This is a genomic window from Empedobacter stercoris (genome assembly GCF_025244765.1).
In the GTDB taxonomy this organism is placed as follows: domain Bacteria; phylum Bacteroidota; class Bacteroidia; order Flavobacteriales; family Weeksellaceae; genus Empedobacter; species Empedobacter stercoris.
Map to the genome: position 1 here is coordinate 2,724,036 of NZ_CP104209.1, position 25,880 is coordinate 2,749,915.

Here is a 25,880-nt window from a genome sequence, read left to right on the forward strand (position 1 = left end):
AAAAAGCTGAATCTTATTGTTCAGCTTTTAAAGTATCTTTTTTCTCAACTTTCGGAGTTTCTACAGTTTTTGTAGAATCTTTCACTTCCTCTTGTTTTTCTTCAACTACTTCTTCATGTTTTTCATGAGGAGCTTCAGCTTTATGATGCATTTCTTCAGCAGTAGCAGGTTCGTGAACTACAGGAAGTACAGCGTGGTTACCACCAGCTTTAGAGTTACAAGAAGTAGCAAATGCAGCAACAGCTACTAAAAGAATTAATTTTTTCATGACGTACAAAATTTATTGTATGGGTATATGATTAATATATTGTTTTGACAAAATTAGTTAAAAACATTGAGTTCAACTAACTGATTTATTTCAATTGTGCAATTTTCTGAATTCCGCCTTTTGTTTTATCACCAACTTTTACATTGATTTCTGTATCAAGTGGTAAAAAGATATCAACACGTGAACCGAATTTGATAAAACCGTATTCTTTACCAGCAACAGCTGTGTCATTTTCTTTACTATAACAAACAATTCTTCTCGCAACAGCACCAGCAATCTGTCTAAAAAGAATTTTTGTATGGTCAGCATTTTCTACTACAACCGTTGTTCTTTCGTTTAATTCTGATGATTTTGGATGAAAAGCAACTAAAAATTTTCCTGGATGATATTTTGAATAAATGACTTTTCCATTTACTGGATAACGTGTAACGTGTACATTAAGTGGTGTCATGAAAATAGATAATTGAATGCATTTCTGATTCAAAAATTCACTTTCATATACTTCTTCTAATACAACAACTTTTCCGTCTACAGGTGCAATAACGCAGTTTTCAGATGAGTCTGATTCTCGAATTGGATTTCTGAAAAACCAAACGATAAAGCCGTAAAGTATCCATAAAGGCAAGGCAAAATAAAAGCCATAAACAGGGAAAAAGTAATTTAATACTCCTGTAGCGATTGCAAATAAAATTAAGCAACCGATCAAAATTGCTGTTCCTTCTCTGTGAAGTTTCATAAAATATATACGAATAAATAATACAAATAAACAAATGGGACGACAAATATAAAACTATCTAATCGATCTAAAAAACCACCATGACCAGGAATTAAATTGCTACTGTCTTTTACATTGAAAAAACGTTTCAATTTAGACTCTGTTAAATCTCCTACTGGACCTAATGCAGCAACGATTAAACCTATAATCATCCAATTTCCATGTAAGTTATCTCCAAAATAGTTCTGAATCAAAAATCCAGCTATTAACGTAAAAACGATTCCTCCAAAAAATCCTTCCCATGTCTTAGCTCCCGATATTTTTGGTGCTAATTTATGTTTTCCGATTAAGTTTCCTGTCAAATAAGCAAATGTATCACTACACCAAAGTAATAAGAAAACAAAGAAAACTTCGTAATGCATTACCTTTTCGCCTAAAGCATAATCAAAACTTGGTAAGGTTAGTGCGACAGCAAAAGGAGCGATAACGTATGTTAAACCCAAAGTAACTTTTCCAAAATCATTCAATAACTCATTTGTAGATTTGAAAATAACATAAATGCTAAAAACAAATAAAACAGGTATAATGAAATATAAACTTCTTAAGTGAAAATAATAATGGTTAGATGTTTCGAAGGCTTCTAAAAACTCTTTTCCATAATAACCAAAAACAATTAATGCAGCTAACAAAGCTCCTAATTTGTAAAGTTTATTGGTAAGGTTTGTGATTTTAAAGAATTCGTACAAACAAAAAAGTCCGAAAACCATCATTAAGACGATTAACCCTTTTGGATGTATTGTTGTTCCGAAAAATATAATAAGTGCATATATAAGTCCCGAGAAAGCTCTAATTGCTAAATTTTTCATCGCTATTCTTCAACCAACAACAAATAAATATTCTTCGCATTCTGTATATTAGGAAATTTGTGCATGTTTTTCCCGCGAATAGAAGTTATTTTAGATGGAAGGTTGTCTTTTTTTAATGTTCGTAATTTTTGTAATGCCGCCCCAACATTTTCTACTAATTGAGATGGGCGTGCATAGATAATAAAATTTGATGGAAAATCATCTATATTTCTACCACAAGTTTGATGTGCAGATAACATAATACTACCATCAAACGCAATTAAGAATTCGCAATTCAGAAAACTAAGTGTGTAACGCGAGTCACATGGGTTTTCTACATATGGAATCTGATTATTTGTTAACATCTCTTGAAGTTTCGGATCAAGACAAATTAATTCGGTTACATTTTCGTAATTGATGATTTCTTTTAAGTTTTGAAAAGCTTCTTGATTGTTATCACAGAATAAAAAATGACCACCACCAGCGTTGAAGTTTGTAGCAAAAACTTCGTCCATAGAAATTTTGTTTTCAGAAAAATTGGGATGAAATAAATCAATATGATTATCATCGTCAATATTTTCAGATTTCTCTGTCGCTTTTTTAAGTAGGTTTTTAATTGCTTTCCACATGGGAATGTATAATTTTTGTACGGGTTTAATACAAATTTACCCTAAAGGTAATAATTTTTAACAATATAATAAGAAGTAAAAAAAAATCGCCTTAAATAGGCGATTTTTTTTGAAAATTATATGGTTTGATTAAATATCATTTCCAGATTCTGGTTGAACTACTTGTTGCGGTTCAGTTTCGAAAGTTTTTTCATCTTTCTCTTCCATTTGATCTAATTCGCTGACATATTTTCTTGGGCCGAAGATTTCTTCTAAATCTTCTCTGAAAATAACTTCTTTCTCAATTAATTTTTGAGCCAATAAGTCAACTTTATCACGATTAATATCTAAGATTTCTTTTGCTCTTACATATTGCTCTTCAATCATTTTCTTAATTTCCTTGTCAATAACTTGAGCTGTTTGTTCAGAATATGGTTTACTGAATCCGTATTCGTTTTGCCCAGAAGAATCGTAGTACGAAACATTTCCGATTTCTTTATTAAGACCATAAATACTAATCATTGCATTGGCTTGTTTTGTCACTTTTTCTAAGTCGCTTAACGCTCCTGTAGAAATATTACCAAAAGCAACTTCTTCCGCAGCACGACCACCCATTGTCATACACATTTCGTCTAACAATTGTTCTGTTGTTGTAATTTGTCTTTCTTCTGGCAAATACCAAGCAGCTCCTAATGAACGTCCACGAGGAACGATAGTTACCTTAACTAAAGGTGCAGCATGTTCTGTTAACCAACCGATTGTTGCGTGACCAGCTTCGTGATAAGCGATACGTTTTTTCTCAGATGGTTTGATTACTTTACTTTTCTTCTCTAAACCGCCGATAATACGGTCTACAGCGTCTAAGAAGTCTTGTTTTTCAACTACTTCTTTATTTTTACGAGCAGCAACTAAAGCAGCTTCGTTACAAACATTGAAAATATCTGCTCCAGAAAAACCTGGTGTTTGTTTCGCTAAAAATTCGATTTCAACATCTTCACCTAATTTTAAAGGACGTAAATGTACCGCGAAGATTTCTTTACGTTCGTTTAATTCAGGTAAATCGACGTGAATAATTCTGTCAAAACGACCTGGGCGCATTAAGGCTTTGTCCAATACATCGGCACGGTTTGTTGCAGCAATTACAATTACGTTAGATTCTGTTCCGAAACCATCCATTTCTGTTAATAATTGGTTTAATGTATTTTCGCGTTCGTCATTAGATCCTGTAAAGTTTGATTTTCCACGTGCACGACCAATTGCATCAATCTCATCAATAAAGATGATTGACGGAGATTTTTCTTTTGCATTTTTGAATAAGTCACGTACACGAGATGCACCAACTCCCACAAACATTTCTACGAAATCTGATCCTGACAATGAGAAGAAAGGAACTTTTGCTTCTCCTGCAACAGCTTTTGCTAATAAGGTTTTCCCTGTACCTGGAGGTCCTACTAATAAGGCTCCTTTTGGTATACGTCCACCTAATTTTGTGAATTTATCTGGGTGTTTTAAGAATTCTACAATTTCTTCTATTTCTTCTTTGGCACCTTCTAAACCAGCTACATCATTAAAAGTTGTTTTGATGTGATCATCACCTTCAAACAATTTTGCTTTAGATTTACCCACAGAGAAGATTCCGCCACCTCCGCCAGTAGATCCACCTCCACCCATTCTTCTGAATAGTAAGAAGTAGATTAATCCGAAGAAAATTAATGAAATGAAAAGATTCATAAATAATCCTCCAAAACCGTTTGATACAAGTGTATTAAGTTTTGCAGTTTTATTTGGACTTTTTTCAACATTTTCGTAAAAATCTTTTTCAAAATTTCCAGCATCTGCTACATTAAAAGTTAAGTTTGGAGCTCCTGTTGCAAAAGGATTTAAATTTTCCTTTGTATTTTTGAACTTTTTAAATTCTTCATTATTCAAGGCCTCTTCTGTTAAGTAAACACTTACACGACCTGTTTCTTTTTCTAAATCTGCCTCTTTAACATAGCCTTTTTCTACATAAGTAAGGAATGTAGTACGGTCAATATTTTTAGTAGTTCCGCCTACACCTCCAATATTATCAGAAAATAATAAAAAGGCAATCAGCAATAATCCTATAATACCATATATCCATGTAGGATTAAATCCCGAAGGTTTAAAATTATTTTTTTTCAATTTTTTTGGTTTCAGTTATGATTAATATTCCATTTCGATACGTGTCTCTACAGCATCACCCCAAAGACTTTCGATATCGTAATATTCTCTGTATTCTTTTTGAAAAACATGGACAATAACATTTGTGTAATCCATTAAAACCCATTGGTTATTTTGTCTTCCTTCTACATGAAAAGGTCTTTCTGACATTTCAGATTTTACAGTTCTTTCTATAGAACCTGTTATTGCACTAACTTGAGTGTTAGAATTTCCTGTACAAATAACAAAGTATTGGCAAATTGCATTTTCAATTTCTCGAAGATCCAAAATCGTAATTTCTTCTCCTTTCACATTTGTAATTCCATCAACAATGCTATCTAGCAAGTCTTTTGTATATTGAGTATCTATCATCTTTTATTTTGTAATTCGCAAATTTAGTGAATCCTTATTAAAGTTTAAACTTTTTAAAATAACTTTAACCACTCTTTAAAAATAGTAAAAAAAATGTATTTAATTAGTTTTGATTCTTTGCCTAATACGAACGAGTTCTTGGTCGAATTGTCCAAAAAAGATGCCAATAGTTGGACTGTCATACATGCTAAAAATCAAACAAAAGGAAAAGGTTACGCTGGGAATGAATGGAAAGTTGTGGCAGGAGAAAATTTGACCTTTAGTTTTTTACTGAAAACGGATTATAGTTTTCAAGAGTTAATTTATTTTAATCAATGGGTTTCAAATGTTATTTGTCTATTTTTAAAACAATTTCATCCGAAAACTAACGTAAAATGGCCAAATGATATCATTTTGAAGGATAAAAAAGTTTGTGGAATTCTAATCGAAAATCACCGATCAAATGAAGTGATGAATTCTATAATTGGTATAGGAATTAATGTTAATCAAACTGATTTTAATCACTTACCAAAAGCTACATCAATCTGTAAAGTAACTGACAAAAAATATGACATTGAGGAAATTTTGTCAGATTTAATGCATTTTTTTGAACAAGAATATAGAGACTTAGAACACAAGAATTTCGAAAAAATACATCAAACCTATTTAGATAATTTATTTCGAAAAGATGAAATTTCAACATTTAGAGTAGATGGTGAATTAGTTGAAGGAACCATTTTGGATGTAAATGAGGCAGGAAATTTACTGATTGAGATCAATCAAGAATTAAGAGAATTTAAACACAAAGAAATCGAACTTCTTTTTTAATCCTATTTAAAAGGTTATTTTTGTTACATGAAAGAATTTGTAGTTTTAGTTGATCAAGATGATCAAAAATTAGGATTGATGGAAAAACAACAAGCACATGTCGCAGGTTTGTTACATCGGGCATTTTCTGTTTTTGTATTCAATTCGAAAGGTGAATTGATGATTCAGCAACGAGCTGCAAGTAAATATCATTCGCCTACGTTGTGGACCAATACGTGTTGTAGTCATCCGCGTGATAACGAAACATACGAAGAAGCAGCACATAGAAGATTGCAAGAAGAAATGGGGTTTGATTGTGAATTAGAGTATAAATTTAATTTTATTTACAAAGCTCATTTAGAAAACGATTTGATCGAACATGAATTGGACCATGTGTTTATCGGCACATTTGATGAAGACCCAAAATTGAATCCAGAAGAAGTGATGGCTTATCGTTGGGTTGAATTGGATGATTTGAAAAAGGATATGGAAAAAAATCCTCAAAATTATACCGCTTGGTTCAAAATTATTTTTGAACATTACGTTTCCTATATCGAAGAATAAAAATTATACCAGATGAAAGTTACTGTCAACAGAAAAGCACATTTTAACGCTGCCCACCGATTATTTAATAAAAATTGGAGCGAGGAACAAAATTTTCAAGTTTTCGGAAAATGTTCTTATCCCCATTATCACGGACATAATTACGAAATTATTGTTGCGGTGAAAGGTGAAGTTGATCAAGAAACAGGATTTGTTATGAATTTAGATGAATTACGAAAAATCATTGCGGTTGAAGTGGAAGATTATTTAGACCATAAAAATCTGAATGTAGACATCGAAGAATTCAAAAATGTAAATCCAACAGCCGAGAATATTGTGATTTTAATATGGAATAAAATTCGTGCAAAATTATCTTCAGATTTAGAATTGAAAGTGACTTTATACGAAACTCCGCGTAATTTTGTAGAATATACAGGCGAATGAAAATAGGTGATCACATCCCAACTTTTTCGTTGGAAGATAACAAAGGAAATTGGTTTAATTCGGACGAATTTTTATACAAAAAATATTTTGTCTTGTTTTTTTACCCAATGGATTTTACGCCAATGTGTACCAAAGAAGTGTGTCAATTCCGAGATGTGAATGCAGATTTTAAAGCATTGGATACTGTTGTCGTCGGGATTAATGGACAATCAACATCTTCTCACGAAAAGTTTTATACCAAACATCAACTTAACTTTCCGCTACTTTCTGATAAAGGTGCAAAATTGACAAAGTTATTGGGAATCAAAAAGAAATTAGGACTGATTACGCCACGCGAAACATTTGTCTTTAATAAACAAGGAAAATTAATTAAACATATCGTTTCTAATACAGCAAATCTGCATATAGAAGAAGCAATGAACGCAATAAAAAAAGACCAAGGAAATTAGTTTTCTTGGTCTTTTTGTTTGTATAATTTTTGTCTAATTATAGCACGGTAAATAAAAAAGATTGCCGTACCAATTCCCGAACTAATCAACATGGATTGCATGTCGCTTTTATCGAAAAAATATTTTAGCCCAAATAAGACACAAAAAAATAGAACAGAATAAATGATGTTTTGCTTCATCTGGTAAAAGTAGGGATTATTCCCATTTCATATTAGTTTTTTTCATGTCATTAGTCGCTTCATCAATTTCGATAATGTTTACGATAATCCAAATAGAATAATCAGAGTTTTTAAATATTTCATGTTCTTTTTTATCTGCGGAAGTTATTTCTTTAGCATTTTCTAAATCTTCTTTTTCAAGAGTTAAATAAATCTCAGATTTATCATCTGTAAAATAGTATGAATCATTTATATCGATTAAGACTTTGCCATATAATACTTGAATATCATTTTCTTTATTTGTATTTTCAAGAATTAGACAGATTGATTTATCCAATAGTTTTTTATAATTTTTCATTAATTAAGTTTAAATTATTTTAAAATGAATTATAATTTCAACGCCCCAATTCGAATTAATTTTTCAGAAGTTGCCAATTGATTTGGATTTGTTCCTGGTTCATCTTGTGGAACTTCTTTTCCTTTCTTACGATAAAAATTAACCCAAAAATCGTCTATTATTCCAGTTTCTTTATTTTTGAAATTCATAGGAATTAATTCAAAAACTTGATCATCACGAAAAGCTCTTTCCACAAAATCTGAACAATATAATTCATCGTCATTCAAAATATACAACCAATTATAAGGTTTTCCTAACATGGTTTTCGCTTTTACAATTGCATTCGGAATTGTTGATTGAACTTCTTTTTTTAAACGATAAATAACAATTTGATTATTCTTTTCTGTTTGCGCGTTGTAAAAATGATGAATTTCTTCGCGTTGCGATCCGCCCATTGGTGCAGCATGCAAAACAAAAATAGAATCAGTCGTTTTTTCAATTAATCCAACATGATCAAAATTTGTTTGATCCGAAATTTTTGTTGCTCTACTTATTGCACCCGAAAGTTCTTCGGTTAGTGCTCCAACAAAGATTAAATCTCCATTTTGGATATTTTTGATGGATACATGCTTTTTTTCTGTCGTAATTTTCGCCTTTGTACAACTACTCATAGTCAATGTAAATAGGACTAAAAAGATAGGAAATAAAATGAATATTTTTTTCATTCGGAATGAATTATTACTTTTAAACTACGAATTAACCAAAAAGATGGACTTTAAAAAAATTTTAACCCTATCAATTGTCGTTTTATTGATTTTAGTTGGTATCGCAATTATTATTGGTAGCAATAAAAATCGTCAAGTTTTTTTTGTAAAAAGCTTTGATCGACCAATTGAAAATACTATAAATTCTCGTTTGGATAAAGATTATTCGTACGAAATTGTAAAAGTAAAAGGAAACGTAAACGATACTATTTTGATTATTCCTTGCGAAGGTTGTCAACCTAAAAAATTATCAGGTCAGATAAACGAAAAGTTTATGAACAAATTTGGTAAAGGAAAATCAATAATGCGTTTTGAGCCTTATAAAGCAACTAAAGGAGATTTGAAAATTATTCATAAAATTAGATAAACTTAGTATTTAAGAAATTTTCCTAACAATTATTTCCTTATTTTTGGGAGAATTATAAACTTATTCAAAGCAAACAAACAATGAAAGTAACTGCATTAAACCAAAAGCACAAAGATTTAGGTGCGAAAATGGTTCCTTTTGCTGGATATGAAATGCCAGTGCAATACGCAGGTGTTAACCAAGAACACTTTGCGGTTCGCGAAAAAGTTGGTGTTTTTGATGTTTCTCACATGGGACAATTCTTTATCAAAGGAGAGAAATCAACAGAATTATTACAACATTTATTGACGAATGATGTAACGAAAGTTGCGATTGGTCAAGCGCAATATAATGCAATGCCAAACGAAAAAGGAGGTATTGTAGATGATTTGATTATCTATAAAATGTCTGATGACGAATGGTTAGCAGTTGTAAATGCTTCTAATATCGATAAAGATTGGGAATGGATGAACAAGCACAATACGTTTGGAGCTGAGTTAACAAACAAATCAGATGAAATGTCTTTGTTAGCGATTCAAGGACCAAAAGCAATCGAAGCTATGCAAGCGTTAACAGATATCAATTTAGCAGAAATTCCTTTTTATCATTTTGTTGTAGGAAAATTTGCAGGAATTGACAATGTAATAATTTCAGCAACTGGTTATACAGGTTCTGGTGGTTTCGAAATTTATTTCGCAAATGAAGCAGCTAACGAAATGTGGGATAAAGTGATGGAAGCAGGTCAGTCTTTTGATATCGAACCTTGTGGATTGGCATCACGCGATACGTTACGTTTAGAGAAAGGATATTGTTTGTATGGAAATGATATCAACGATGATACAAATCCATTTGAAGCAGGATTAGGTTGGGTGACGAAATTGGATACAAATTTTATCTCTTCGGATATTCTAAGCGCAATAAAAGAAGCTGGAGTGGAGAAGAAGTTGGTTGGATTTAAAATGATTGAAAGAGGAATTCCTCGTCACGATTATAAAGTAGTTGATGATAACGAAAATACAATTGGTATCGTAACTTCTGGAACGCAATCTCCGATGTTGAAACAAGGGATTGGTTTGGCGTATGTTCATACAGATTTCGCGAAAGTTGGTACAACAATTAGAATCCAAATTCGTGATAAAAATGTATTAGCAGAAGTTGTTAAAACACCTTTTGTTTAAATAGAAAATCTTTAAAATAATAAAAGAGCTTTCGAGATATTCGAAAGCTTTTTTTATTAAATCACATTTTTTTATTGGATTTTATTGATTTTTAGATTGAAATAAATTATAATTTAAAAAGAAACCTATTCTGTTTTTCACTTCAATTTCTCCAGAATTTAGATTAGAATGTAAAGGTTGAAAATATTCTATTCCAAAATTTATTTTTTGAACAGCCGCTTCCAATCCTAATTTTACAAATTGAGCATTTCCAGACGAATTAGGAATAGATTCTCCAAATTGTTCATTTTTATTATAAAGTTCGTTTTGGAAACCGATTTTTCCAAGAAACTTATTGTCATTTCTTACTAAAAGATGTTGCAGTTGTATCAATTGATTCCATTGATTTCCGAACTTATATTTGTTCTTATTTTCTCCTTTCAAATTGTAATCTGTGACCAATTGTATAGCCGAATTTTTATACGTTAGTTGATAATTTAAACCAAATTGAGTATCCCAACTTCCTGTACCTAATTGAAAACTTGGATTGGTTGTTTGAGCATTTTTTTGATCGAATTTTGCAATAGGAATTTTAACGCCAACTGCTGCACTTAATCCATGTTTTAATTCGTTCGAGTTCGAATTGGAATTTACAATTTTAACAATCCCCATCATATTCAAATCGCCAATACCAGAAATAGAGGTTGAGTTTTCACCATCTTTTTGATGAAAATGATAAGGGATACTCGCATTGATATCGATTTTAGAATTGATTGGAATTCTCGTCCATAATAAAATGGTATTGAAATGTTGTTTCTGCGTACGTTTAGTAGAAAAAGCATCTTCTTTGGCTTTGTAATATTGATGAAGGTATCGAACACCAATATAGTTTGAATTGATAAGGTTTTCAATTCCATTGGAAGTTGAAGTTGCTGAACAACCGCAAGCATCACAATCTAATTCTAATTCATTAGGAGAAGACACTAAGATAGAATCATTATCTGTATGTGCTAATAATGAAACAGGAAAAATGATTAGAGCTAAAATTAGATTTATATAGACTTTCATTTGAATAGTTTTTAGAATTCTGCATAAGCAGGATTATGAATAAAAGAGTAATCGTTTAATGTTTTTAGAAAAGCAATAATTGCCTTTTTTTCTTGATCGGTCATAGGTATTCCAATTTGACCATTTTGTTTAAGCTGAGGATCCAAATGTTGATTATTTTGTACACCATCCGAGTAGAAGTCCAAAACAGCTTCTAAACTATAGAAACGACCATCATGCATATAAGGTTTAGTCATTTCAATATTACGTAAACTTGGAACCCTAAATTTCATAAAATCAGCAGAATCTAATGTGACGCGATACAACCCTCCATCTTTATGTTGTTTGTTATAATACATTCCAGTATTTCGAAAAGATTCATCCGTTAAAAGAGCACCTTTATGACAACTCGAACATTTTTGTTGAAAGAGTTGTAACCCTTTACCTTCGGTTTCAGTTAAATTTATTTCTTTCCTCAAAAATTGATCGTATCTGGAATCCTTTGAAACCACAGAAGCCATAAATTGTCCTAAAGCACTAAGAATTCGATTGGCATTAATTTGATCATCTCCAAAAGCATTTCTAAACATATTTCGGTAGTTAGCATCATCGGAGAGTTTTTTAATGATTTCGGGGAAAGTGCTATCCATTTCTTCTTCAGCTGTGATAGGTGAAATTGGTTGTTGAGCTAAATCATGAATCACGCCATCCCACATAAACCGATTTAGAAATGCCAAGTTTTGAATAGGTGGAGCATTTCGAATTCCTACTCGATCATCAATTCCATGGCTGACAGGATGCCCGTGATGGGTAAATGCATCTTCCTGAATATGACAAAAAGCGCACGAAATTGTATTGTTTCGAGATAATCGACCTTCATAAAATAATTTTTTCCCTAATTCAACTCCATTTTTAGTGAGTGGATATTTATCCGTATCAAAGGTTAGTTGAGGAAAATAAGAAGGGAATTCTAATTGGTAAGGTTCATCTACAATTTGACCATAATCAATATCATCGTCATTACAACTAAATAAGATGAATATCCCCAGTATAATTGTTATAATTTTATTCATTGTGATAGAATTTAGCGGTGTTTTTAAACACCGCTGTGAACATTATTGATATTGTTGATCGTTGTGTACATGACTAACTCGAAACATCTTTTGCATGTTATCTGTAACCAATTGAGCAAAGTTGGAAGACCCCATTACATTGTTGTTAGATTCATCTAATGTTAATTGATGATCACCACTTAAATACGTATTCAAATTTGCCATAATATGAATAGATGGTTTAATTTTAGAAGTCACTCGCGCAGAAGTTGGTAAATCTAACGTGACTTCTCGGTACAGATCTGGTACATTATTTTTGTCAATATCTCCCATATTTCCTGTATGAGTTAGGAAGAATGTATCAGGTGTATTTTTACCATAAAAACCTTCTATTTTAAAGAAAACATAACCTGCAGCCCAAGCCCAAGTCATTCCATTTTTCTTGGCTATTTCCCAAAAAGTAGCCTGTCCAGTTTGACCTAATAAATAAGCTTTTTGTGATACACCAAGTCCAAATCGTACTTTAGTGTACTTGTTTTGTGGAATATCATCTAAATTTAAATAAACCACATTTGCTATTGCAGAATCTTGATTAACAACAAAAGCACCTTTATCAGGGTCATTTTTATGGTAATCAAATTCGTTTCCTTTCTCGTCAATTAATGTAACGTTAGAAATAATATATTTTAACATGGTGAATTTATGTTTCTGCCCGTTAGATGAAGTTTGTGTTGTTTGATCTAAAACAATTCCTCCTAAATTATCAAATCCATTTTCAAACTTTAATTGAATTTTACCTGTTTCTGTTGAATTGATTTCAGAGAAATCATCATCGTCTGTATTACAAGAAGTTAATAAAGTAAATAATGCGATAAATGATAAATGGAGAAAATATTTAATTGTTTTCATTTTGATATTTGTTTTAATTTTTTTGAATAAAAATGCTTTCCAAAAACAATCATAGTTTTCAGAGAATAATTAGTGGTATAAAAATTAAACAATAGGAGGTTTTAAATACTCAAAAACCCAATTGATAGAATAGAATGATTGCCAAAAGTACCGATGTTTTATGGTAACGATAAAATCGTTTATAAATGGAATTTCTAAGTATTCGAAATGCAGATAATTTTCCGTAAATCGAATATTTTTAACCAAAAGAGAATCAGCATGCTGTTCTGTTTCGTTTAATTGCTTAGACAAATAACATTTTCCATTGCATTGCATTTCTGGTCGTTCTTTATTTATACAATATTCTTCAACAATTTTTTCTTGTACACTAAAAAACACAGTGAAAGGAATTAATGAGCGAAAGCCAATTAAAAGCACAAACAATGCAATCATAAAACAATTGAAGCTTTTAACAAATCTTATATGAAATGTCAAATTGATAAAATGTTAATGATAAAAAAATATAATAATCAAGGGTTTTTTAACAAATTGGAGGTTGTAGTTGTTGATCCAATTGATATTGAGCTTCGAAAGCTAATTGAAAAGTAGAAACTCTTTCAGTAGGTTTAATGATATGAAGTATAGGTATTAGTACAGTGGGTTGATATACAAAATAATCAATAGTACGTAAAGAAATTTGAGTTTTATTTGTGTCATTTTGTTCATCATCAATAGTTTTAGAAATCTGTTCTTTTAGGTAGCAAACTCCATTACACATTAATTCTGGACGTTCTATATTAACACAATATTCATTCGAAATCGTTTCATAATTCACCAAATAGTCGATAACCGGTAGCAATGGTCTACACGTTATCAGGACAACAGTAATGATGAATAAGTAAGATTTCAATCGTTTAAAATTTTTATAAAATTAGTTAGTTTTTATTAATTTTAGAATGAACATTATCAGTTTTCCTACAAAATTCACTTTCAATTAATCGGATAAGTGTTGTGTTTTTTATCTCATAAAGAAATCGTAACTTTGAAGTTCATATGATAAAAATTATGGCAAATTATATCGACATATACAGAAGAAACAACCAATCTTGGTTGTTTTTGTCGTTGGCATATTTGCATGATGATACTTTCTTAAGACGCTCGAAAGAGTTTATAAAATAGTCCCTGTCACGATCCAAGACAGGGAACCTCCGTATTTATTTTAATTATCAATTATTTTTCAATTTTCTGAAAGGAGATTTGTATCAAATTGTAGTGTTCTAAACTTTAATATCATTTGATAGTTGGGTCTTAAAAGTCGACTTCGAAATATTGAAAAAAAACTAAGAATTTATCACAATGACAACAAATATTATTTTAACAACAGGTGTATACGATTTAATTAAAGACCATTTAAGAAGAAAAAAAGTAACAGCAGAACAGGAAGATATTTTAACGCAAGAATTAAGACATGCAGAGCAAATTCTTCGTCGCGATATGGCTGATAATATTGTTTCTGTTGGGAAAAAAGTAACGATTAAAGAATTGAATTCAAATCAAGAATATCAATTAAACTTCGTAGGTCCAGAAAAAGCAAAACCAAAAAAGAATCGTCACTCAATTTTGATGGACGAAGGTTTAGCAACAGTTGGTTATAAAACAGGTGATGTAGTAGAATGGCCAACAATTGATGGAGCAAAAAAATATGAAATTTTAAATGTAGAAACTGTAGCTTAGTTTCTTAATTGAATAGAAAAACCGAGCAACTTTGCTCGGTTTTTTGTTTTATATATTGGAAAAAAAATCAAACTTCTAAATGCGATGCTTTAATAGGTTGACCATAAAAAATAGTCGTATTCGCCTCAAAGTTTTCAGCATTGTCAGTTGTATAAAAGGTTAGCGAACTATTTTTAGAACAATTATTCTCAATTTCTGGATGACGTTTCAAATAATCCATTAATTTATTCGCGACCAATTCTCCTTGCGAAAGAATCGTCACATGATTAGGAACGTATGTTTTGATAACTGGTAACAACAAAGGATAATGCGTACATGCTAAAACAATAGTATCAATTTCTGAAGATTGAGAAAATAAGCGTTTAATGTCTTTTTCCACAATATCATGCGCAGCTTTACTGTTAATTTCATTGTTTTCGACCAAAGGAACCCAAAGTGGACATGCGTGTTGAAAAACATCTATTGTTGGATGAAATTTATTAATTTCGATTTTATACGATTCAGACAAAACAGTTCCTTGTGTCGCTAAAATTCCAACTTTATTGTTGATCGTATATTCATTTATAGATTCGGTTGTTGGCCGAATAACGCCTAAAACTTTTTTCCCTTCGGGCAAATCATTTTGTTGAATTGTTCTCAACGCTTTGGCGGAAGCTGTGTTGCAAGCTAAAATTACCAAGTTGCAACCTAAGTCAAATAGTTTAAACACACATTCTTTTGTGTATTCATAAACCGTTTCAAACGAACGAATTCCATATGGAACACGTGCATTGTCACCTAAATAGATATAATCGTATTGAGGCATTTTTTTCTGAATTTCCTTAAAAACAGTTAAACCTCCATAACCAGAGTCAAAAACACCGATTGGTCCTTGCATTTTAGCTTTTTTTATAGAGCACAAAACTACAAAATCTATTCAGCAATTGAAGATAAATTATATAGAGAACAAGTTTTTATTCTAATAGAAAATCATTTTACGAAAATTATATACATCATCTTCCGAATTATATAAATTATAAAGCTAAAAGAAGAACGAAATTTGTAATAGATAAATTGTAGATTTAATAGGACTCACAAAAAATAATTCAAATGGAAAATGTAAATAAATTATTTATAAAAAATATGGTTTGTCATCGCTGTAAAGTGGTGGTTGGACGAATTTTGAAAATGAATGCAATCGAAGCAAATCATATCGAATTAGGTGAAGTTGAGTTAACAAATCCAATCGATTCTGAAAAATTGAATCAAATAAAAGAAGAGTTAGAAGAAGTTGGTTTTGAATTGATTGATGATAAGAGAAGTAAGTTAATCGAGCAAATTAAAACATTGATTATTCAATTAGTTCATCAAGAAAATAGCGAACTGAAAGTGAATTTATCAGATTTTTTGAGCGAGAAAACATCTGCAGATTATAAATATATTTCCAATCTTTTTTCGGAAATGGAAGGACAAACAATCGAGAAGTATTTTATTCAGCAAAAGATAGAAAAAGTCAAGGAGTTGATGGTTTATGACGAATTATCATTGAGCGAAATAGCTTTTCAATTAAACTATTCGAGCGTGGCGCATCTCAGTGCTCAATTTAAAAAAGTAACAGGTTTAACGCCTTCTGTTTTTAAACAATTAAGTAAACACAACAGAAAGTCAATTGATAAAATATAAAAGTATGATAAAATATAGTTTGTTTTTAATCGTCAATCTTTTTGCTTTTGTGGTAAATGCGCAAAGCAAAAATCTTGAAACGAAATCATTCGAGGTAAGAAGTAATTGTAATTCAGCTAAGGAATTAATCGAAAATGTAGGAAATCAAAAACGTATTTCGAAAGTATCTTACGACACGACTTCTCAAATCGCCACGATTTCTTATGATCCAACCAAAACAACTTCAAACGAAATTTTAAAGAATATCGCTTTGTCAGGTTTTGATAATTCTGAATATTTTGCTCCAGATGAAGCGTATCTAAAATTAAGACAAGATTGTCAATACCCACGCGATAAAAAAATGGTAATAAATCATCAAGAAATGAATCATGCTGACCAACATCAAGTGAAAAATGAAGTGAATCAAAATCAACTTTCTTTGGTTTTTGATGCATATTTTTTATTAAAAGATGCTTTTGTTGCAGGGAATGCAAATGAAATTTCAACACAAATAACGGCTTTTTCTCAATCAATTTCTAAAGTAGAAATGAGAAAACTTTCGCATGAAACACATATGGTTTGGATGGATGTTTTAAAGGATTTAGAATCCATTTCAAAACAAATTTCTCATGAAAAAAACATTGAAAAACAACGCGAATTGTTTGCGAAATTATCTGAACCAATGTACAAATTAGCTCAAAAAGAAAATTTAGGTTATTCCATTTATTACCAAAATTGTCCCATGTTTAAAGGAGGTTCAAATTGGTTGAGTAAAGATTCATCCATCAAAAATCCTTTTTACGGGAATCAAATGTTAACATGTGGAAGTACAATAGAAACTCTAAAATAGAAACAAATGATAAATATACAATCACTTTTAGGAATCGCTTTTTTATCAACAATAGTTTTGGTTTCTTGTCAAAATAAAGCCGATGAAAATCAAACAGAAATTTCTCCTACCGAACATATAGTTGCTCACCAAGACGTATCGAATCTTGTTGCTTATAATGTAGGAGATAAAGTACCAAATAGTCAAGTTTGTATGGTAAACAACGCTTATATGGGAAAAGATCAGTTCGAAGTGCCTTATGACGGGAAAACATATTACGGTTGTTGTAATATGTGTGTAGAAAGAATTCCAAATGATGAAAGTGCTCGTTCTGCAATTGATCCGTTTACGAATAAAAAAGTTGATAAAGCAAATGCGTATATCGTTTTGAAGGATCAAATGGGAAATGTTGATTATTTTGAGAATGAAGAGAATTATAGAAAGTTTAATCAGATAAAATAAAAGTTATGAGAAAATTTATTTTTATTTCTATTATTGCTTTTTCTATATCTGTTATTGCTCAAAAACGTGTCGAATATGATTTGTATGTACATGATACCATTGTTAATTATTCGGGAAAAGAACGTAAAGCAATTGCAGTAAATGGTCAAATTCCAATGCCAACTTTAGAGTTTACTGAATGCGATACGGCTGTTATTCGTGTACATAATCAATTGAAAGAAGATACCTCGTTGCATTGGCACGGCTTGTGGTTGCCAAATAAGGAAGATGGTGTACCTATGTTAACACAAGACGGAATAAAACCTGGTGAAACGTTTACCTATTCGTTTCCAATTATTCAGAACGGAACACACTGGTATCACAGTCATTCGGGTTATCAAGAACAGATTGGAATGTATGGATCGATGGTGTTGAAAAAACATGCCAACGACCCAACGTTCAGAAAAGGAATTGATGATCTACCTGTTGTTAACGTGATGTTGAGCGAATGGACAGATCTTAATCCAAGAAATATTCAACGAATGTTACACAATGCAAACGATTGGGCAGGAATCAAAAAAGGATCTACGCAAAGTTATGCAGAAGCAATACGAGAAGGTCATTTTGGAACGAAAATCATCAACGAATGGAAGCGTATGCTGGCTATGGATGTGAGTGATGTGTTTTATGATAAATTTTTAATAAACGGAGCAAATGAAAGTCAATTAAAGCAATTTAAAGCTGGCGATAAAGTCCGCCTACGAATTTCGAATGGTGGTGCATCATCTTATTTTTGGTTGCGTTATGCGGGAGGAAAAATTACAGTAGTTGCCAACGACGGAAATGATGTAGAGCCTTTAGACGTAGATCGTTTGATTATTGGTGTTTCCGAAACCTATGATGTGGTTGTGACGATTCCAGAAGAAGGTATTTCATATGAATTTCAAGCAACTTCGGAAGACAGAACAGGTTCAGCTTCGTTATTTCTTGGTGATGGAAAAAAACAACTGATAGAACCACTCCCGAAATTAAAATACTTTGAAGGAATGAAGATGATGAACGACATGATGAACATGGACGGTTCGATGAATGATATGGGTATGAAAATGAGTTTGCAACAAATGGATATGAATACGGTAATGTATCCTGAAATTACAGGCGAATCGAATAAAAAAACTCGAAAAAAGAATAAAGAAAGTGATCATTCTGCTCATGGAAATTCATCTTCAAATATTGTGACCTTAAATTACGGAATGCTAAAAGCTCCTGAAAACACAGAACTTCCAAAAGATGCACCTGTAAAAGAAATGCGTTTTGAATTAACAGGAAATATGAACCGGTATGTATGGAGTATGGACAATAAAGTATTGTCTGAAGTAGATAAAATTCCAGTTAAAAAAGGCGAAATTTTACGCATTACGTTGTACAATAATTCCATGATGCGCCACCCAATGCATTTACATGGTTTCGATTTTCGAGTGATTAATAAAAATGGCGCATATTCACCGTTGAAAAATGTATTGGATATTATGCCAATGGAAACGAATGTAATCGAATTTCAAGCAAATACAGAAGGTGATTGGTTTTTCCATTGTCATATTTTGTATCACATGATGGCAGGAATGAACCGTGTTTTTGAAGTTGGAGATTATCAGAATCCATATATTCACGATCAAGCAAAAATGTATAAAATGTTGCAAATGGATAGCAATATGAAACATTTTATGGCTGAAAATGACTTTGCAACAAATGGTTTAGATGGATCGTTTATGGTACAAGATGCACGTTGGGCACTGACTTCGGAATGGGGAATTGGTTACAAACCTGAACATGGCTACGAAGTGGAAACACATTTGGGAAGATATTTTGGGAAGAATCAGTTTTTACAAGCGTTCATTGGATTTGATTGGAATCAACATCGAACGAAACGTCACAAAGTAGAAAAAAATATTTTTGGACAAAAAACAGCTCGAAATAAAGGTTTATTCAGTGCAGGTTTTGTGTATAAATTACCAATGTTGATTGATTTTCAGACCGAAATTTACCACACAGGAAAAGTGCGTTTACAATTAATGCGCAAAGATATTCCGATTTCAAAACGTGTAAGAGCAGGTTTTATGTGGAATACTGATAAAGAATATATGGGAGAATTAAGTTACATCTTAAATAAAAATATGCACATCCGAACACATTATGACAGCGATATGAAATTTGGTGTAGGATTAAAATTGGTGTATTAGAAGATAATCAAAAACAAAAACGGTAAAGTTTTCTTTTCCGTTTTTTTTTTGATTAAAAAACTTATTAACAATATATCTAACTACTTTTTAGTCAAAATATAATTGTTTGCTAAAGGTCCATCAATTTCCTCGCCTTCTTGCGATAAAACAATTAATTTATTTTCTCCTACTTTGTAAAAATACCTGTTTTTATCTTTTGTATCCAAAAATATTGCGTTGTTATCTGCTGTCCATTCAAACTGTCCTTGCTCTTCAAATGTTGTATTTCCTTTCATGTAGTCAGAAACAATTTTTATTGTTTCATCTTTATTTAAAGTAACAGTTGTTTTAATTCCAGGGCAATCGGCACAAGGTAGTACACCTTCATAAGTTCCTACCCAATCAATAGATGTTTTTGAATTGTGTATAACCGCTATGGTATCATTTTGAATGATTGATGCATTTGAATCACTTATTACTTCTTTTGTATTGTTAATACTTTCTTCTTTTTTTGTTTCGCAGCTCATCATAATAGAAACAGTAAAGAGAGTTAGGATAATCGATTTTTTCATCTGAATATAGTTTTGATTTTCTTGTGTAGTTCAAATAATATTCCAAAAACGGTTAAGAATAAGATATAGATTTTATTTGAAGCATAATCTATTATTTAGGATGTAAAATCTTTCAAAAAAACATTGTAAATTAGCCAATCAGAAAAGTAATGTATGAGTGTTGAGCTATTGCCAGATGGAAGAGTAAAGAAACCTGAATGGTTACGTGTGAAATTACCAACAGGAAAAAAACATCGTGAATTAAGAGGTTTAGTCGATAAATATAAATTGAACACCATTTGCCAAAGTGGAAGTTGTCCAAATATGGGTGAATGTTGGGGTGAAGGAACTGCAACATTTATGATTTTGGGTAATGTATGTACACGTTCTTGTGGATTTTGTGGTGTAAAAACGGGTCGCCCAGAACAAGTAGATTGGGCAGAGCCAGAAAAAGTAGCGCGTTCTATTAAATTGATGCAGATCAAACATGCTGTTTTAACGTCTGTAGATCGTGATGATTTAAAGGATATGGGTTCAATTATTTGGGCAGAAACGATACATGCAGTGCGTAGAATAAGTCCAGGAACTACAATGGAAACATTGATTCCTGATTTTCAAGGAATCGAAAAACATATCGATCGTATCGTAGAAGCTGGACCAGAAGTTTTATCTCATAATATGGAGACTGTTCGTCGTTTAACACGAGAAGTTCGTATACAAGCCAAATATGATCGTTCGTTAGACGTTTTACGCTATGCGAAAGAAGCTGGTCAACGTCGTACAAAGACAGGAATAATGCTTGGTTTAGGGGAGTTTGAAGATGAGGTTTTTGAAACAATTCAGGAAGTAGCAGATGCAAATGTAGATGTAATTACAATTGGACAATATTTGCAACCAACAAAAAAACATTTACCTCTAAAAGAATTTATCACACCAGAACAATTTAAAAGGTACGAGGATTTTGCTCGCGGATTAGGATTCCGTCATGTGGAATCTGGACCATTGGTTCGTTCTTCTTACCACGCTGAGAAACATATTTTATAAAAATAATTTAAATTTAATATTTAGAAGAGTTGCAATGATTTGTAACTCTTTTTTTTATCTTTAAAATATAAATTACAATTATGAAAAACTTCTTAACACTAATTATCATCATTTCTAGTTTTGCGCAAGCTCAGTTTTATGAAATAGCATACAAAGTTCAACCTCAAATTCATTTTACAGATAAAGCTTTAGAAAATTTGAAACAATATTATCCAGATCAAAAACAACGTGAAGAATTCTTAGAGTCTGCAAAAAAAATTCCTTCTCAGTTTTATAGTTTTAAGTATAATGAATCACAAAGTCAATCAGAATACATTGATAAAGTAGATAACTCTCAAGAAGCACCGCAAAGCTTTATGGGAATTAGTCCTGATATTGGAGCTAATCCAATTTTTAATTATGAAGACAATTTATATTTTAACGAAGTAGATATGTTTACAGGGAATAAATTCCTTGTTTACGATTCTTTAGAAAAAGTAAATTTTGTAGAAACAGGAAAAACAAAAACTATCCTTGGGATTGAAACGAAAGAAGCGACAGCTAAATATAAAAACTATGATTTAATTGCTTGGTATGCTCCTCAAATTTCTTATTCATATTCACCAGATAAATTTTATGGTACAAAAGGTTTGATTTTAGAATTGCATTATAAATATTTGAGAGATGATATTGAAGTCATGATTTCGTGGAATGCAACGAAGAAAAAAGAATTAAAAAAGTCTCCTGTTTTCAAAATCAATAACAAATTGAAAAAAGTTTCTCAAGCAGAATTTCTTCAAATGATTGAAGATTCAAACCAAATTCAGCGAGAAGCCTATAATCAAGGAGTTGAAAAATAATTATTAAAACACTAAACTTGCTTAACTTTAAGCAAGTTTTTTTTATATCATGCAAACAAAAGCAACTTTATTAACGATTGGAGACGAAATCTTAATCGGACAAATTGTCGATACTAATTCAGCATTTATTGCGCAACAATTAAATAAAATAGGAATTGAAGTCGAAGAAATTATTTCAGTTCAAGACGAGTTAAATCATATTATTGAAGCATTTCAAAGGGGAATTTCAACGTCAGATATTGTTATTGTAACAGGTGGTTTAGGACCAACAAAAGATGATAAAACTAAAATGGCTTTATGTCAATTTTTAGAGTGCGAATTGATAAGAGAAGAAAAAGTAATTGAAAATATCATCCATTTATTTGCCACGCGTGGTTATAAAAAAGAATTAAATAACCTCAATCAAGATCAAGCATTGATTCCTGAAAAATCAACGTTTATTCAAAATAAATACGGAACTGCACCATGTTTATGGACAACAATTGAAAACAAAGTTTTGATTAATCTTCCTGGTGTTCCATTTGAAATGAAAGGGTTGATGAGAGATGAAATTATTCCTCGTTTAAAAGATAATTTTCAAACAGATGTTATTGTGCACCGAGATATTTTAGTCAGTGGAATTCCAGAGAGCGATTTAGCAATTTTAGTTGAAGATTGGGAAAATCAATTACCAGAATTTATTCATTTAGCTTACTTACCAAATCGTACGTCAATCGATTTACGATTCTCAGCAACTGGAGATGATGAGGTTGTTTTGAGAAATTTGATTCAACAAGAAATTGAGAAATTTAAATTGATTGCAGGGAAATATTTAGTTTCTGAAAATTCTGGGAAAGCGCAACAAGTTTTAGGAGATCTTTTGAAACAAAAAGACTTAACAATTTCGACAGCCGAAAGTTGTACTGGTGGAAATATTTCAACTTTAATTACTTCTGTTTCGGGAAGTTCTTCTTATTTTATTGGTAGTGTTGTTTCGTATGCTACTTCGGTAAAAACTTCTGTTTTAGGTGTTAATCAAAAAGATATTGATCAGCATTCGGTTGTTTCAGAACAAGTCGCAAAGCAAATGGCTTTAGGAGCTTGTAAGGTTTTAAAGACCAATTTAGCTGTTTCAACGACAGGAGTGGCTGGACCAAACAAAGGAGAAGATGACAATGAAGTAGGAACGGTTTGGGTTTCGGTGACAAATGGTCAACAAACCATTAACAAAAAGTATTTTTATCCCTATTTAGATCGTGAAGATTTCATCAAAATTGTTTCTACTAATGCTTTGAATTTGGTGATTCAGTTTGTTAATCAAAATTATCAGTAATCGATTGTTTGATGTTATCATTTTTAATTGATAAACATTTTAAAAACTAATAGTTTATAGTGATGTTTTGATAATTTTATTTTTTGTTTATTTGTAAATGAAGTAATTTAAAATCAAAACTATGACGAAAAATATGTACAAAATGCTATTTGTTTTATCTTTTTTTGGATTATCATTTATTGGACAAGCACAGATATTGAATTCTATTTCAAGAAAATTAGAGGATAAAGCAGATAAATTAATTAATACTAAAAGAAATAAGTCAACTACCGAATCTGTTCAGAATAAAAAAGGTAAAGAGAATTCTACAACTATCCAAAGTGGACCATTTCAAGAAAATTCAGTGATGTCCTATGATTTTGTGAGTGGAAATCAAATCATTTTTGAAGATGATTTTTCAGCAAATTCGGTTGGTAATATGGCAACAAAATGGACAAGTAATGGAATGGGTAGAGTAGAGAATGTTTCTGGTTATCCTGGAAAATGGTTACGTTTATATGACGATAACACTTATAAAATAAAAGAACTTGTTCATATACCTGAAAATTTTACGCTCGAATTTGATGTGGTTGTCTTATCAGATACTTCCAAAGAAATTAATTTGGATTTCGGATTTGATTACGTGAAAGGTGTTACACAACATTATTATATAGGAAGTCGTAATCCGATTAATATCAGAGCATCGTATCGTTTTGATAATTTCGAATTTACAAGTAAAGAACTTGATGGAACCAAAAGAAGTAGTGTAGATGCTAATATGTCTTATTTTATCAACAATAAAATGAATGTAAAAATAAGTGTAGAGCAAGATCGTATGAAAACTTATGTAAATAATTATAAGATTTTGGATACTGAAATGGTTAATCCTCAAACTAAAAAATATTTTTATTTAGCATTGGATAATGATAAAAATCCAGCTCAAGTCTACTTAGGTAATTTTAAGATTACTCAATTATAATATTAATTTCTTAATATAGTTATTAAAGAAAAAAATCACTTCATTACGAAGTGATTTTTTTGATGTTATTTTCTTCTCCCTCGATGAGGATTTTTCGGTTTTGTGTCTTTCTTTGGTTTGAAACCTGTGTTTGTTTTTTTGAAATTATTGTTGCTATTGGCATCAGGTAATTTATAAAATTCTTTTGGCGTTTTAATGATAGTAACATAGTTGCCAATTAATTTTTCAATATTTGCCAAATCACCTCTTTCATCAGCAGCACATAATGAGATTGCTTTTCCTTCGCGACCCGCACGACCTGTACGACCAATTCGATGAACATAAGTTTCTGGGACATTAGGTAATTCATAATTGATTACATACGGTAATTGATCAATGTCAATTCCTCGAGCGGCAATATCAGTAGCAATAAGTACTTTTAACTTTTCTTCTTTGAAATTATTTAAAGCTTTTTGACGTGCATTTTGAGATTTATCTCCGTGAATAGCAGCCGAAGGAATTCCAGCTTTTTCCAAATGTCTAACCAAACGATTTGCTCCATGTTTTGTACGCGTAAAGATTAATGTACGCTCTTCAGGATGTTCATTTAAGATATTGACCAAAAGTTTTACTTTCATGTCCTTGTCTACATGGTAAACAAACTGTTCAACCGTTTCAGCAGTCGAAGAAACAGGTGTAACACTTACTTCTTTAGGACGATTTAAAACAGTGTGAGAAAACTTACGAATAGATTTTGGCATTGTAGCCGAGAAAAATAAGGTTTGTCTTTGTTTTGGAATAATTTCGATAATCTTTTTGATCTCATGAACAAATCCCATGTCTAACATACGGTCAGCTTCATCTAAAACAAAAATTTCAATTTGATTGATTTTAAGATGTCCTTGCCCAATCAAATCTAATAAACGACCAGGTGTAGCAATTAAAATATCAACACCATTTTTTATGGCACCGATTTGTGGATTTTGATTTACTCCTCCAAAAATAGCGATATGTTTTAAGGGTAAATGTTTACCATATAACTTAAAACTATCATTGATTTGAATCGCTAATTCACGAGTAGGTGTTAAAATTAATGTTCTAACTTTTCGTCCCTTACTTGGTGTATTCGTTAAGTTTTGTAGAATAGGAATTGCAAACGAAGCTGTTTTTCCTGTTCCTGTTTGAGCGCAACCAATAATATCGTTTCCTTCTAAGACAAGTGGAATAGACTGCTCTTGAATTTCGGTCGGTTCTGTATAACCAGCTTCTTCAATTGCTTTTAAAATTGGTTCGATTATATTTAATTCAGTGAATTTCATTTATTGAAAATTTATTAATCAGTTTTTTTAACTGATTGAATGAGAGATAAAAAG

At 31.3% G+C, this 25,880-nt stretch carries 31 protein-coding genes; 15 read left to right on the forward strand and 16 right to left on the reverse strand.

Annotated elements, in window-relative coordinates; translation table 11 throughout:
• Nucleotides 1–13 precede the first annotated feature (13 nt).
• The 6 genes from NZD85_RS12925 to rsfS form a co-directional block, all read right to left on the reverse strand.
• Nucleotides 14–268, reverse strand: coding sequence for a hypothetical protein (locus tag NZD85_RS12925; protein WP_171623247.1), 255 nt, complete (start codon nt 266–268; stop codon nt 14–16).
• A gap of 85 nt (nt 269–353) precedes the next feature.
• Nucleotides 354–1,004, reverse strand: a complete 651-nt coding sequence (locus NZD85_RS12930) for a phosphatidylserine decarboxylase family protein (protein ID WP_171623248.1) — start codon at nt 1,002–1,004, stop codon at nt 354–356.
• The gene (locus NZD85_RS12935; protein WP_260542207.1) at nt 1,001–1,849 is read right to left on the reverse strand and encodes a phosphatidate cytidylyltransferase; all 849 of its coding nucleotides are present in this window, start codon (nt 1,847–1,849) and stop codon (nt 1,001–1,003) included. The genes NZD85_RS12930 and NZD85_RS12935 overlap by 4 nt, the downstream gene beginning before the upstream one ends.
• A gap of 2 nt (nt 1,850–1,851) precedes the next feature.
• Nucleotides 1,852–2,457 carry a hypothetical protein gene (locus NZD85_RS12940; protein WP_171623250.1) on the reverse strand — a complete coding sequence of 202 codons (606 nt, stop codon included), beginning with the start codon at nt 2,455–2,457 and terminating at the stop codon, nt 1,852–1,854.
• 129 nt (nt 2,458–2,586) lie between these two features.
• Nucleotides 2,587–4,599, reverse strand: a complete 2,013-nt coding sequence (gene ftsH / locus NZD85_RS12945; protein WP_260542209.1) for an ATP-dependent zinc metalloprotease FtsH — start codon at nt 4,597–4,599, stop codon at nt 2,587–2,589.
• A gap of 21 nt (nt 4,600–4,620) precedes the next feature.
• A complete protein-coding gene (gene rsfS / locus NZD85_RS12950; protein WP_171623252.1) occupies nt 4,621–4,989 on the reverse strand; it encodes a ribosome silencing factor in 369 nt (122 codons plus the stop codon).
• A 93-nt stretch (nt 4,990–5,082) separates the two neighbouring features.
• Here rsfS and NZD85_RS12955 point away from each other — a divergent pair, with 93 nt between their 5' ends.
• From NZD85_RS12955 to NZD85_RS12970, 4 genes are read left to right on the forward strand one after another with little or no spacing between them, the layout of a single operon-like run.
• Complete coding sequence (locus NZD85_RS12955; RefSeq protein WP_260542212.1) at nt 5,083–5,796, forward strand: biotin--[acetyl-CoA-carboxylase] ligase; 714 nt, start codon at nt 5,083–5,085, stop codon at nt 5,794–5,796.
• A 27-nt stretch (nt 5,797–5,823) separates the two neighbouring features.
• A complete protein-coding gene (idi, locus tag NZD85_RS12960) occupies nt 5,824–6,339 on the forward strand; it encodes an isopentenyl-diphosphate Delta-isomerase (RefSeq protein WP_171623254.1) in 516 nt (171 codons plus the stop codon).
• Nucleotides 6,340–6,351: 12 nt separating this feature from the next.
• Complete coding sequence (locus NZD85_RS12965; protein ID WP_225539777.1) at nt 6,352–6,762, forward strand: 6-pyruvoyl trahydropterin synthase family protein; 411 nt, start codon at nt 6,352–6,354, stop codon at nt 6,760–6,762.
• On the forward strand, nt 6,759–7,211 hold the full coding sequence (locus tag NZD85_RS12970; RefSeq protein ID WP_260542217.1) for a peroxiredoxin: 453 nt from the start codon (nt 6,759–6,761) through the stop codon (nt 7,209–7,211). The genes NZD85_RS12965 and NZD85_RS12970 overlap by 4 nt, the downstream gene beginning before the upstream one ends.
• Before the next feature lie 195 nt (nt 7,212–7,406).
• Here NZD85_RS12970 and NZD85_RS12975 read toward each other — a convergent pair whose 3' ends face one another.
• Together NZD85_RS12975 and NZD85_RS12980 are read right to left on the reverse strand one after the other, a co-directional pair.
• Entirely contained in the window at nt 7,407–7,727 is a 321-nt protein-coding gene (locus tag NZD85_RS12975) for a hypothetical protein (protein ID WP_260542218.1), read from the reverse strand.
• Nucleotides 7,728–7,756: 29 nt separating this feature from the next.
• A complete protein-coding gene (locus NZD85_RS12980; protein WP_260542219.1) occupies nt 7,757–8,431 on the reverse strand; it encodes a YiiX/YebB-like N1pC/P60 family cysteine hydrolase in 675 nt (224 codons plus the stop codon).
• 43 nt (nt 8,432–8,474) lie between these two features.
• Between NZD85_RS12980 and NZD85_RS12985 the strand changes: the two genes are divergently transcribed.
• Both NZD85_RS12985 and gcvT read left to right on the forward strand, forming a co-directional pair.
• Entirely contained in the window at nt 8,475–8,837 is a 363-nt protein-coding gene (locus tag NZD85_RS12985; protein ID WP_260542221.1) for a hypothetical protein, read from the forward strand.
• An 80-nt stretch (nt 8,838–8,917) separates the two neighbouring features.
• Nucleotides 8,918–9,994, forward strand: a complete 1,077-nt coding sequence (gene gcvT, locus NZD85_RS12990; protein WP_171623259.1) for a glycine cleavage system aminomethyltransferase GcvT — start codon at nt 8,918–8,920, stop codon at nt 9,992–9,994.
• Between the two features lie 81 nt (nt 9,995–10,075).
• Here gcvT and NZD85_RS12995 read toward each other — a convergent pair whose 3' ends face one another.
• From NZD85_RS12995 to NZD85_RS13015, 5 genes are all read right to left on the reverse strand, one after another.
• Nucleotides 10,076–11,041 carry a hypothetical protein gene (locus NZD85_RS12995; RefSeq protein WP_260542223.1) on the reverse strand — a complete coding sequence of 322 codons (966 nt, stop codon included), beginning with the start codon at nt 11,039–11,041 and terminating at the stop codon, nt 10,076–10,078.
• A gap of 11 nt (nt 11,042–11,052) precedes the next feature.
• Nucleotides 11,053–12,093 (reverse strand): cytochrome-c peroxidase, encoded by a 1,041-nt coding sequence (locus tag NZD85_RS13000; RefSeq protein WP_260542225.1) that lies wholly within the window; start codon nt 12,091–12,093, stop codon nt 11,053–11,055.
• A gap of 42 nt (nt 12,094–12,135) precedes the next feature.
• The gene (locus tag NZD85_RS13005; protein WP_260542227.1) at nt 12,136–12,981 is read right to left on the reverse strand and encodes an MbnP family protein; all 846 of its coding nucleotides are present in this window, start codon (nt 12,979–12,981) and stop codon (nt 12,136–12,138) included.
• A gap of 84 nt (nt 12,982–13,065) precedes the next feature.
• Nucleotides 13,066–13,413 (reverse strand): hypothetical protein, encoded by a 348-nt coding sequence (locus tag NZD85_RS13010; RefSeq protein WP_260542229.1) that lies wholly within the window; start codon nt 13,411–13,413, stop codon nt 13,066–13,068.
• Nucleotides 13,414–13,501: 88 nt separating this feature from the next.
• Nucleotides 13,502–13,870 carry a hypothetical protein gene (locus NZD85_RS13015; protein WP_260542231.1) on the reverse strand — a complete coding sequence of 123 codons (369 nt, stop codon included), beginning with the start codon at nt 13,868–13,870 and terminating at the stop codon, nt 13,502–13,504.
• A 446-nt stretch (nt 13,871–14,316) separates the two neighbouring features.
• Here NZD85_RS13015 and NZD85_RS13020 point away from each other — a divergent pair, with 446 nt between their 5' ends.
• Complete coding sequence (locus tag NZD85_RS13020; RefSeq protein ID WP_260542233.1) at nt 14,317–14,694, forward strand: GreA/GreB family elongation factor; 378 nt, start codon at nt 14,317–14,319, stop codon at nt 14,692–14,694.
• A 67-nt stretch (nt 14,695–14,761) separates the two neighbouring features.
• Here the strand turns inward: NZD85_RS13020 and murI are convergent, their stop codons facing one another.
• Entirely contained in the window at nt 14,762–15,571 is an 810-nt protein-coding gene (gene murI / locus NZD85_RS13025; protein ID WP_260542235.1) for a glutamate racemase, read from the reverse strand.
• 212 nt (nt 15,572–15,783) lie between these two features.
• Between murI and NZD85_RS13030 the strand changes: the two genes are divergently transcribed.
• The 4 genes from NZD85_RS13030 to NZD85_RS13045 are packed head-to-tail and all read left to right on the forward strand — an operon-like array spanning nt 15,784 to nt 19,845.
• Nucleotides 15,784–16,356: a helix-turn-helix domain-containing protein gene (locus NZD85_RS13030; RefSeq protein ID WP_171623437.1), complete on the forward strand. Its 573-nt coding sequence runs from the start codon at nt 15,784–15,786 to the stop codon at nt 16,354–16,356.
• Nucleotides 16,357–16,360: 4 nt separating this feature from the next.
• Nucleotides 16,361–17,185: a DUF3347 domain-containing protein gene (locus NZD85_RS13035; protein ID WP_171623438.1), complete on the forward strand. Its 825-nt coding sequence runs from the start codon at nt 16,361–16,363 to the stop codon at nt 17,183–17,185.
• A 6-nt stretch (nt 17,186–17,191) separates the two neighbouring features.
• Nucleotides 17,192–17,626, forward strand: a complete 435-nt coding sequence (locus NZD85_RS13040) for a hypothetical protein (protein WP_171623439.1) — start codon at nt 17,192–17,194, stop codon at nt 17,624–17,626.
• 5 nt (nt 17,627–17,631) lie between these two features.
• Nucleotides 17,632–19,845 (forward strand): multicopper oxidase family protein, encoded by a 2,214-nt coding sequence (locus NZD85_RS13045; protein WP_225541205.1) that lies wholly within the window; start codon nt 17,632–17,634, stop codon nt 19,843–19,845.
• An 80-nt stretch (nt 19,846–19,925) separates the two neighbouring features.
• Here NZD85_RS13045 and NZD85_RS13050 read toward each other — a convergent pair whose 3' ends face one another.
• Nucleotides 19,926–20,396: a copper resistance protein NlpE gene (locus NZD85_RS13050; protein ID WP_260542237.1), complete on the reverse strand. Its 471-nt coding sequence runs from the start codon at nt 20,394–20,396 to the stop codon at nt 19,926–19,928.
• Nucleotides 20,397–20,549: 153 nt separating this feature from the next.
• Here NZD85_RS13050 and lipA point away from each other — a divergent pair, with 153 nt between their 5' ends.
• The 4 genes from lipA (at nt 20,550) to NZD85_RS13070 (ending at nt 24,528) form a co-directional block, all read left to right on the forward strand.
• Nucleotides 20,550–21,419 (forward strand): lipoyl synthase, encoded by an 870-nt coding sequence (gene lipA / locus NZD85_RS13055; RefSeq protein WP_260542238.1) that lies wholly within the window; start codon nt 20,550–20,552, stop codon nt 21,417–21,419.
• An 80-nt stretch (nt 21,420–21,499) separates the two neighbouring features.
• Nucleotides 21,500–22,258 carry a GLPGLI family protein gene (locus NZD85_RS13060; RefSeq protein ID WP_260542239.1) on the forward strand — a complete coding sequence of 253 codons (759 nt, stop codon included), beginning with the start codon at nt 21,500–21,502 and terminating at the stop codon, nt 22,256–22,258.
• Nucleotides 22,259–22,307: 49 nt separating this feature from the next.
• Nucleotides 22,308–23,570 (forward strand): CinA family nicotinamide mononucleotide deamidase-related protein, encoded by a 1,263-nt coding sequence (locus tag NZD85_RS13065; protein WP_171623444.1) that lies wholly within the window; start codon nt 22,308–22,310, stop codon nt 23,568–23,570.
• A gap of 121 nt (nt 23,571–23,691) precedes the next feature.
• Nucleotides 23,692–24,528 carry a hypothetical protein gene (locus NZD85_RS13070; RefSeq protein ID WP_260542241.1) on the forward strand — a complete coding sequence of 279 codons (837 nt, stop codon included), beginning with the start codon at nt 23,692–23,694 and terminating at the stop codon, nt 24,526–24,528.
• A gap of 65 nt (nt 24,529–24,593) precedes the next feature.
• On the opposite strand, the gene NZD85_RS13075 is transcribed toward NZD85_RS13070, so the two are convergent.
• Nucleotides 24,594–25,826, reverse strand: coding sequence for a DEAD/DEAH box helicase (locus tag NZD85_RS13075; protein WP_171623446.1), 1,233 nt, complete (start codon nt 25,824–25,826; stop codon nt 24,594–24,596).
• Between the last annotated feature and the right edge of the window lie 54 nt (nt 25,827–25,880).

Excerpts from the sequence above, each read along its gene's own strand:
- NZD85_RS12925 (WP_171623247.1), bottom strand. The coding sequence starts at position 268 with ATGAAAAAATTAATTCTTTTAGTAGCTGTTGCTGCATTTGCTACTTCT.
- NZD85_RS12930 (WP_171623248.1), bottom strand. The coding sequence starts at position 1,004 with ATGAAACTTCACAGAGAAGGAACAGCAATTTTGATCGGTTGCTTAATT.
- NZD85_RS12935 (WP_260542207.1), bottom strand. The coding sequence starts at position 1,849 with ATGAAAAATTTAGCAATTAGAGCTTTCTCGGGACTTATATATGCACTT.
- NZD85_RS12940 (WP_171623250.1), bottom strand. The coding sequence starts at position 2,457 with ATGTGGAAAGCAATTAAAAACCTACTTAAAAAAGCGACAGAGAAATCT.
- rsfS (WP_171623252.1), bottom strand. The coding sequence starts at position 4,989 with ATGATAGATACTCAATATACAAAAGACTTGCTAGATAGCATTGTTGAT.
- NZD85_RS12955 (WP_260542212.1), top strand. The coding sequence starts at position 5,083 with ATGTATTTAATTAGTTTTGATTCTTTGCCTAATACGAACGAGTTCTTG.
- idi (WP_171623254.1), top strand. The coding sequence starts at position 5,824 with ATGAAAGAATTTGTAGTTTTAGTTGATCAAGATGATCAAAAATTAGGA.
- NZD85_RS12965 (WP_225539777.1), top strand. The coding sequence starts at position 6,352 with ATGAAAGTTACTGTCAACAGAAAAGCACATTTTAACGCTGCCCACCGA.
- NZD85_RS12970 (WP_260542217.1), top strand. The coding sequence starts at position 6,759 with ATGAAAATAGGTGATCACATCCCAACTTTTTCGTTGGAAGATAACAAA.
- NZD85_RS12975 (WP_260542218.1), bottom strand. The coding sequence starts at position 7,727 with ATGAAAAATTATAAAAAACTATTGGATAAATCAATCTGTCTAATTCTT.
- NZD85_RS12980 (WP_260542219.1), bottom strand. The coding sequence starts at position 8,431 with ATGAAAAAAATATTCATTTTATTTCCTATCTTTTTAGTCCTATTTACA.
- NZD85_RS12985 (WP_260542221.1), top strand. The coding sequence starts at position 8,475 with ATGGACTTTAAAAAAATTTTAACCCTATCAATTGTCGTTTTATTGATT.
- gcvT (WP_171623259.1), top strand. The coding sequence starts at position 8,918 with ATGAAAGTAACTGCATTAAACCAAAAGCACAAAGATTTAGGTGCGAAA.
- NZD85_RS12995 (WP_260542223.1), bottom strand. The coding sequence starts at position 11,041 with ATGAAAGTCTATATAAATCTAATTTTAGCTCTAATCATTTTTCCTGTT.
- NZD85_RS13000 (WP_260542225.1), bottom strand. The coding sequence starts at position 12,093 with ATGAATAAAATTATAACAATTATACTGGGGATATTCATCTTATTTAGT.
- NZD85_RS13005 (WP_260542227.1), bottom strand. The coding sequence starts at position 12,981 with ATGAAAACAATTAAATATTTTCTCCATTTATCATTTATCGCATTATTT.
- NZD85_RS13010 (WP_260542229.1), bottom strand. The coding sequence starts at position 13,413 with ATGATTGCATTGTTTGTGCTTTTAATTGGCTTTCGCTCATTAATTCCT.
- NZD85_RS13020 (WP_260542233.1), top strand. The coding sequence starts at position 14,317 with ATGACAACAAATATTATTTTAACAACAGGTGTATACGATTTAATTAAA.
- murI (WP_260542235.1), bottom strand. The coding sequence starts at position 15,571 with ATGCAAGGACCAATCGGTGTTTTTGACTCTGGTTATGGAGGTTTAACT.
- NZD85_RS13030 (WP_171623437.1), top strand. The coding sequence starts at position 15,784 with ATGGAAAATGTAAATAAATTATTTATAAAAAATATGGTTTGTCATCGC.
- NZD85_RS13035 (WP_171623438.1), top strand. The coding sequence starts at position 16,361 with ATGATAAAATATAGTTTGTTTTTAATCGTCAATCTTTTTGCTTTTGTG.
- NZD85_RS13040 (WP_171623439.1), top strand. The coding sequence starts at position 17,192 with ATGATAAATATACAATCACTTTTAGGAATCGCTTTTTTATCAACAATA.
- NZD85_RS13045 (WP_225541205.1), top strand. The coding sequence starts at position 17,632 with ATGAGAAAATTTATTTTTATTTCTATTATTGCTTTTTCTATATCTGTT.
- NZD85_RS13050 (WP_260542237.1), bottom strand. The coding sequence starts at position 20,396 with ATGAAAAAATCGATTATCCTAACTCTCTTTACTGTTTCTATTATGATG.
- lipA (WP_260542238.1), top strand. The coding sequence starts at position 20,550 with ATGAGTGTTGAGCTATTGCCAGATGGAAGAGTAAAGAAACCTGAATGG.
- NZD85_RS13060 (WP_260542239.1), top strand. The coding sequence starts at position 21,500 with ATGAAAAACTTCTTAACACTAATTATCATCATTTCTAGTTTTGCGCAA.
- NZD85_RS13065 (WP_171623444.1), top strand. The coding sequence starts at position 22,308 with ATGCAAACAAAAGCAACTTTATTAACGATTGGAGACGAAATCTTAATC.
- NZD85_RS13070 (WP_260542241.1), top strand. The coding sequence starts at position 23,692 with ATGACGAAAAATATGTACAAAATGCTATTTGTTTTATCTTTTTTTGGA.
- NZD85_RS13075 (WP_171623446.1), bottom strand. The coding sequence starts at position 25,826 with ATGAAATTCACTGAATTAAATATAATCGAACCAATTTTAAAAGCAATT.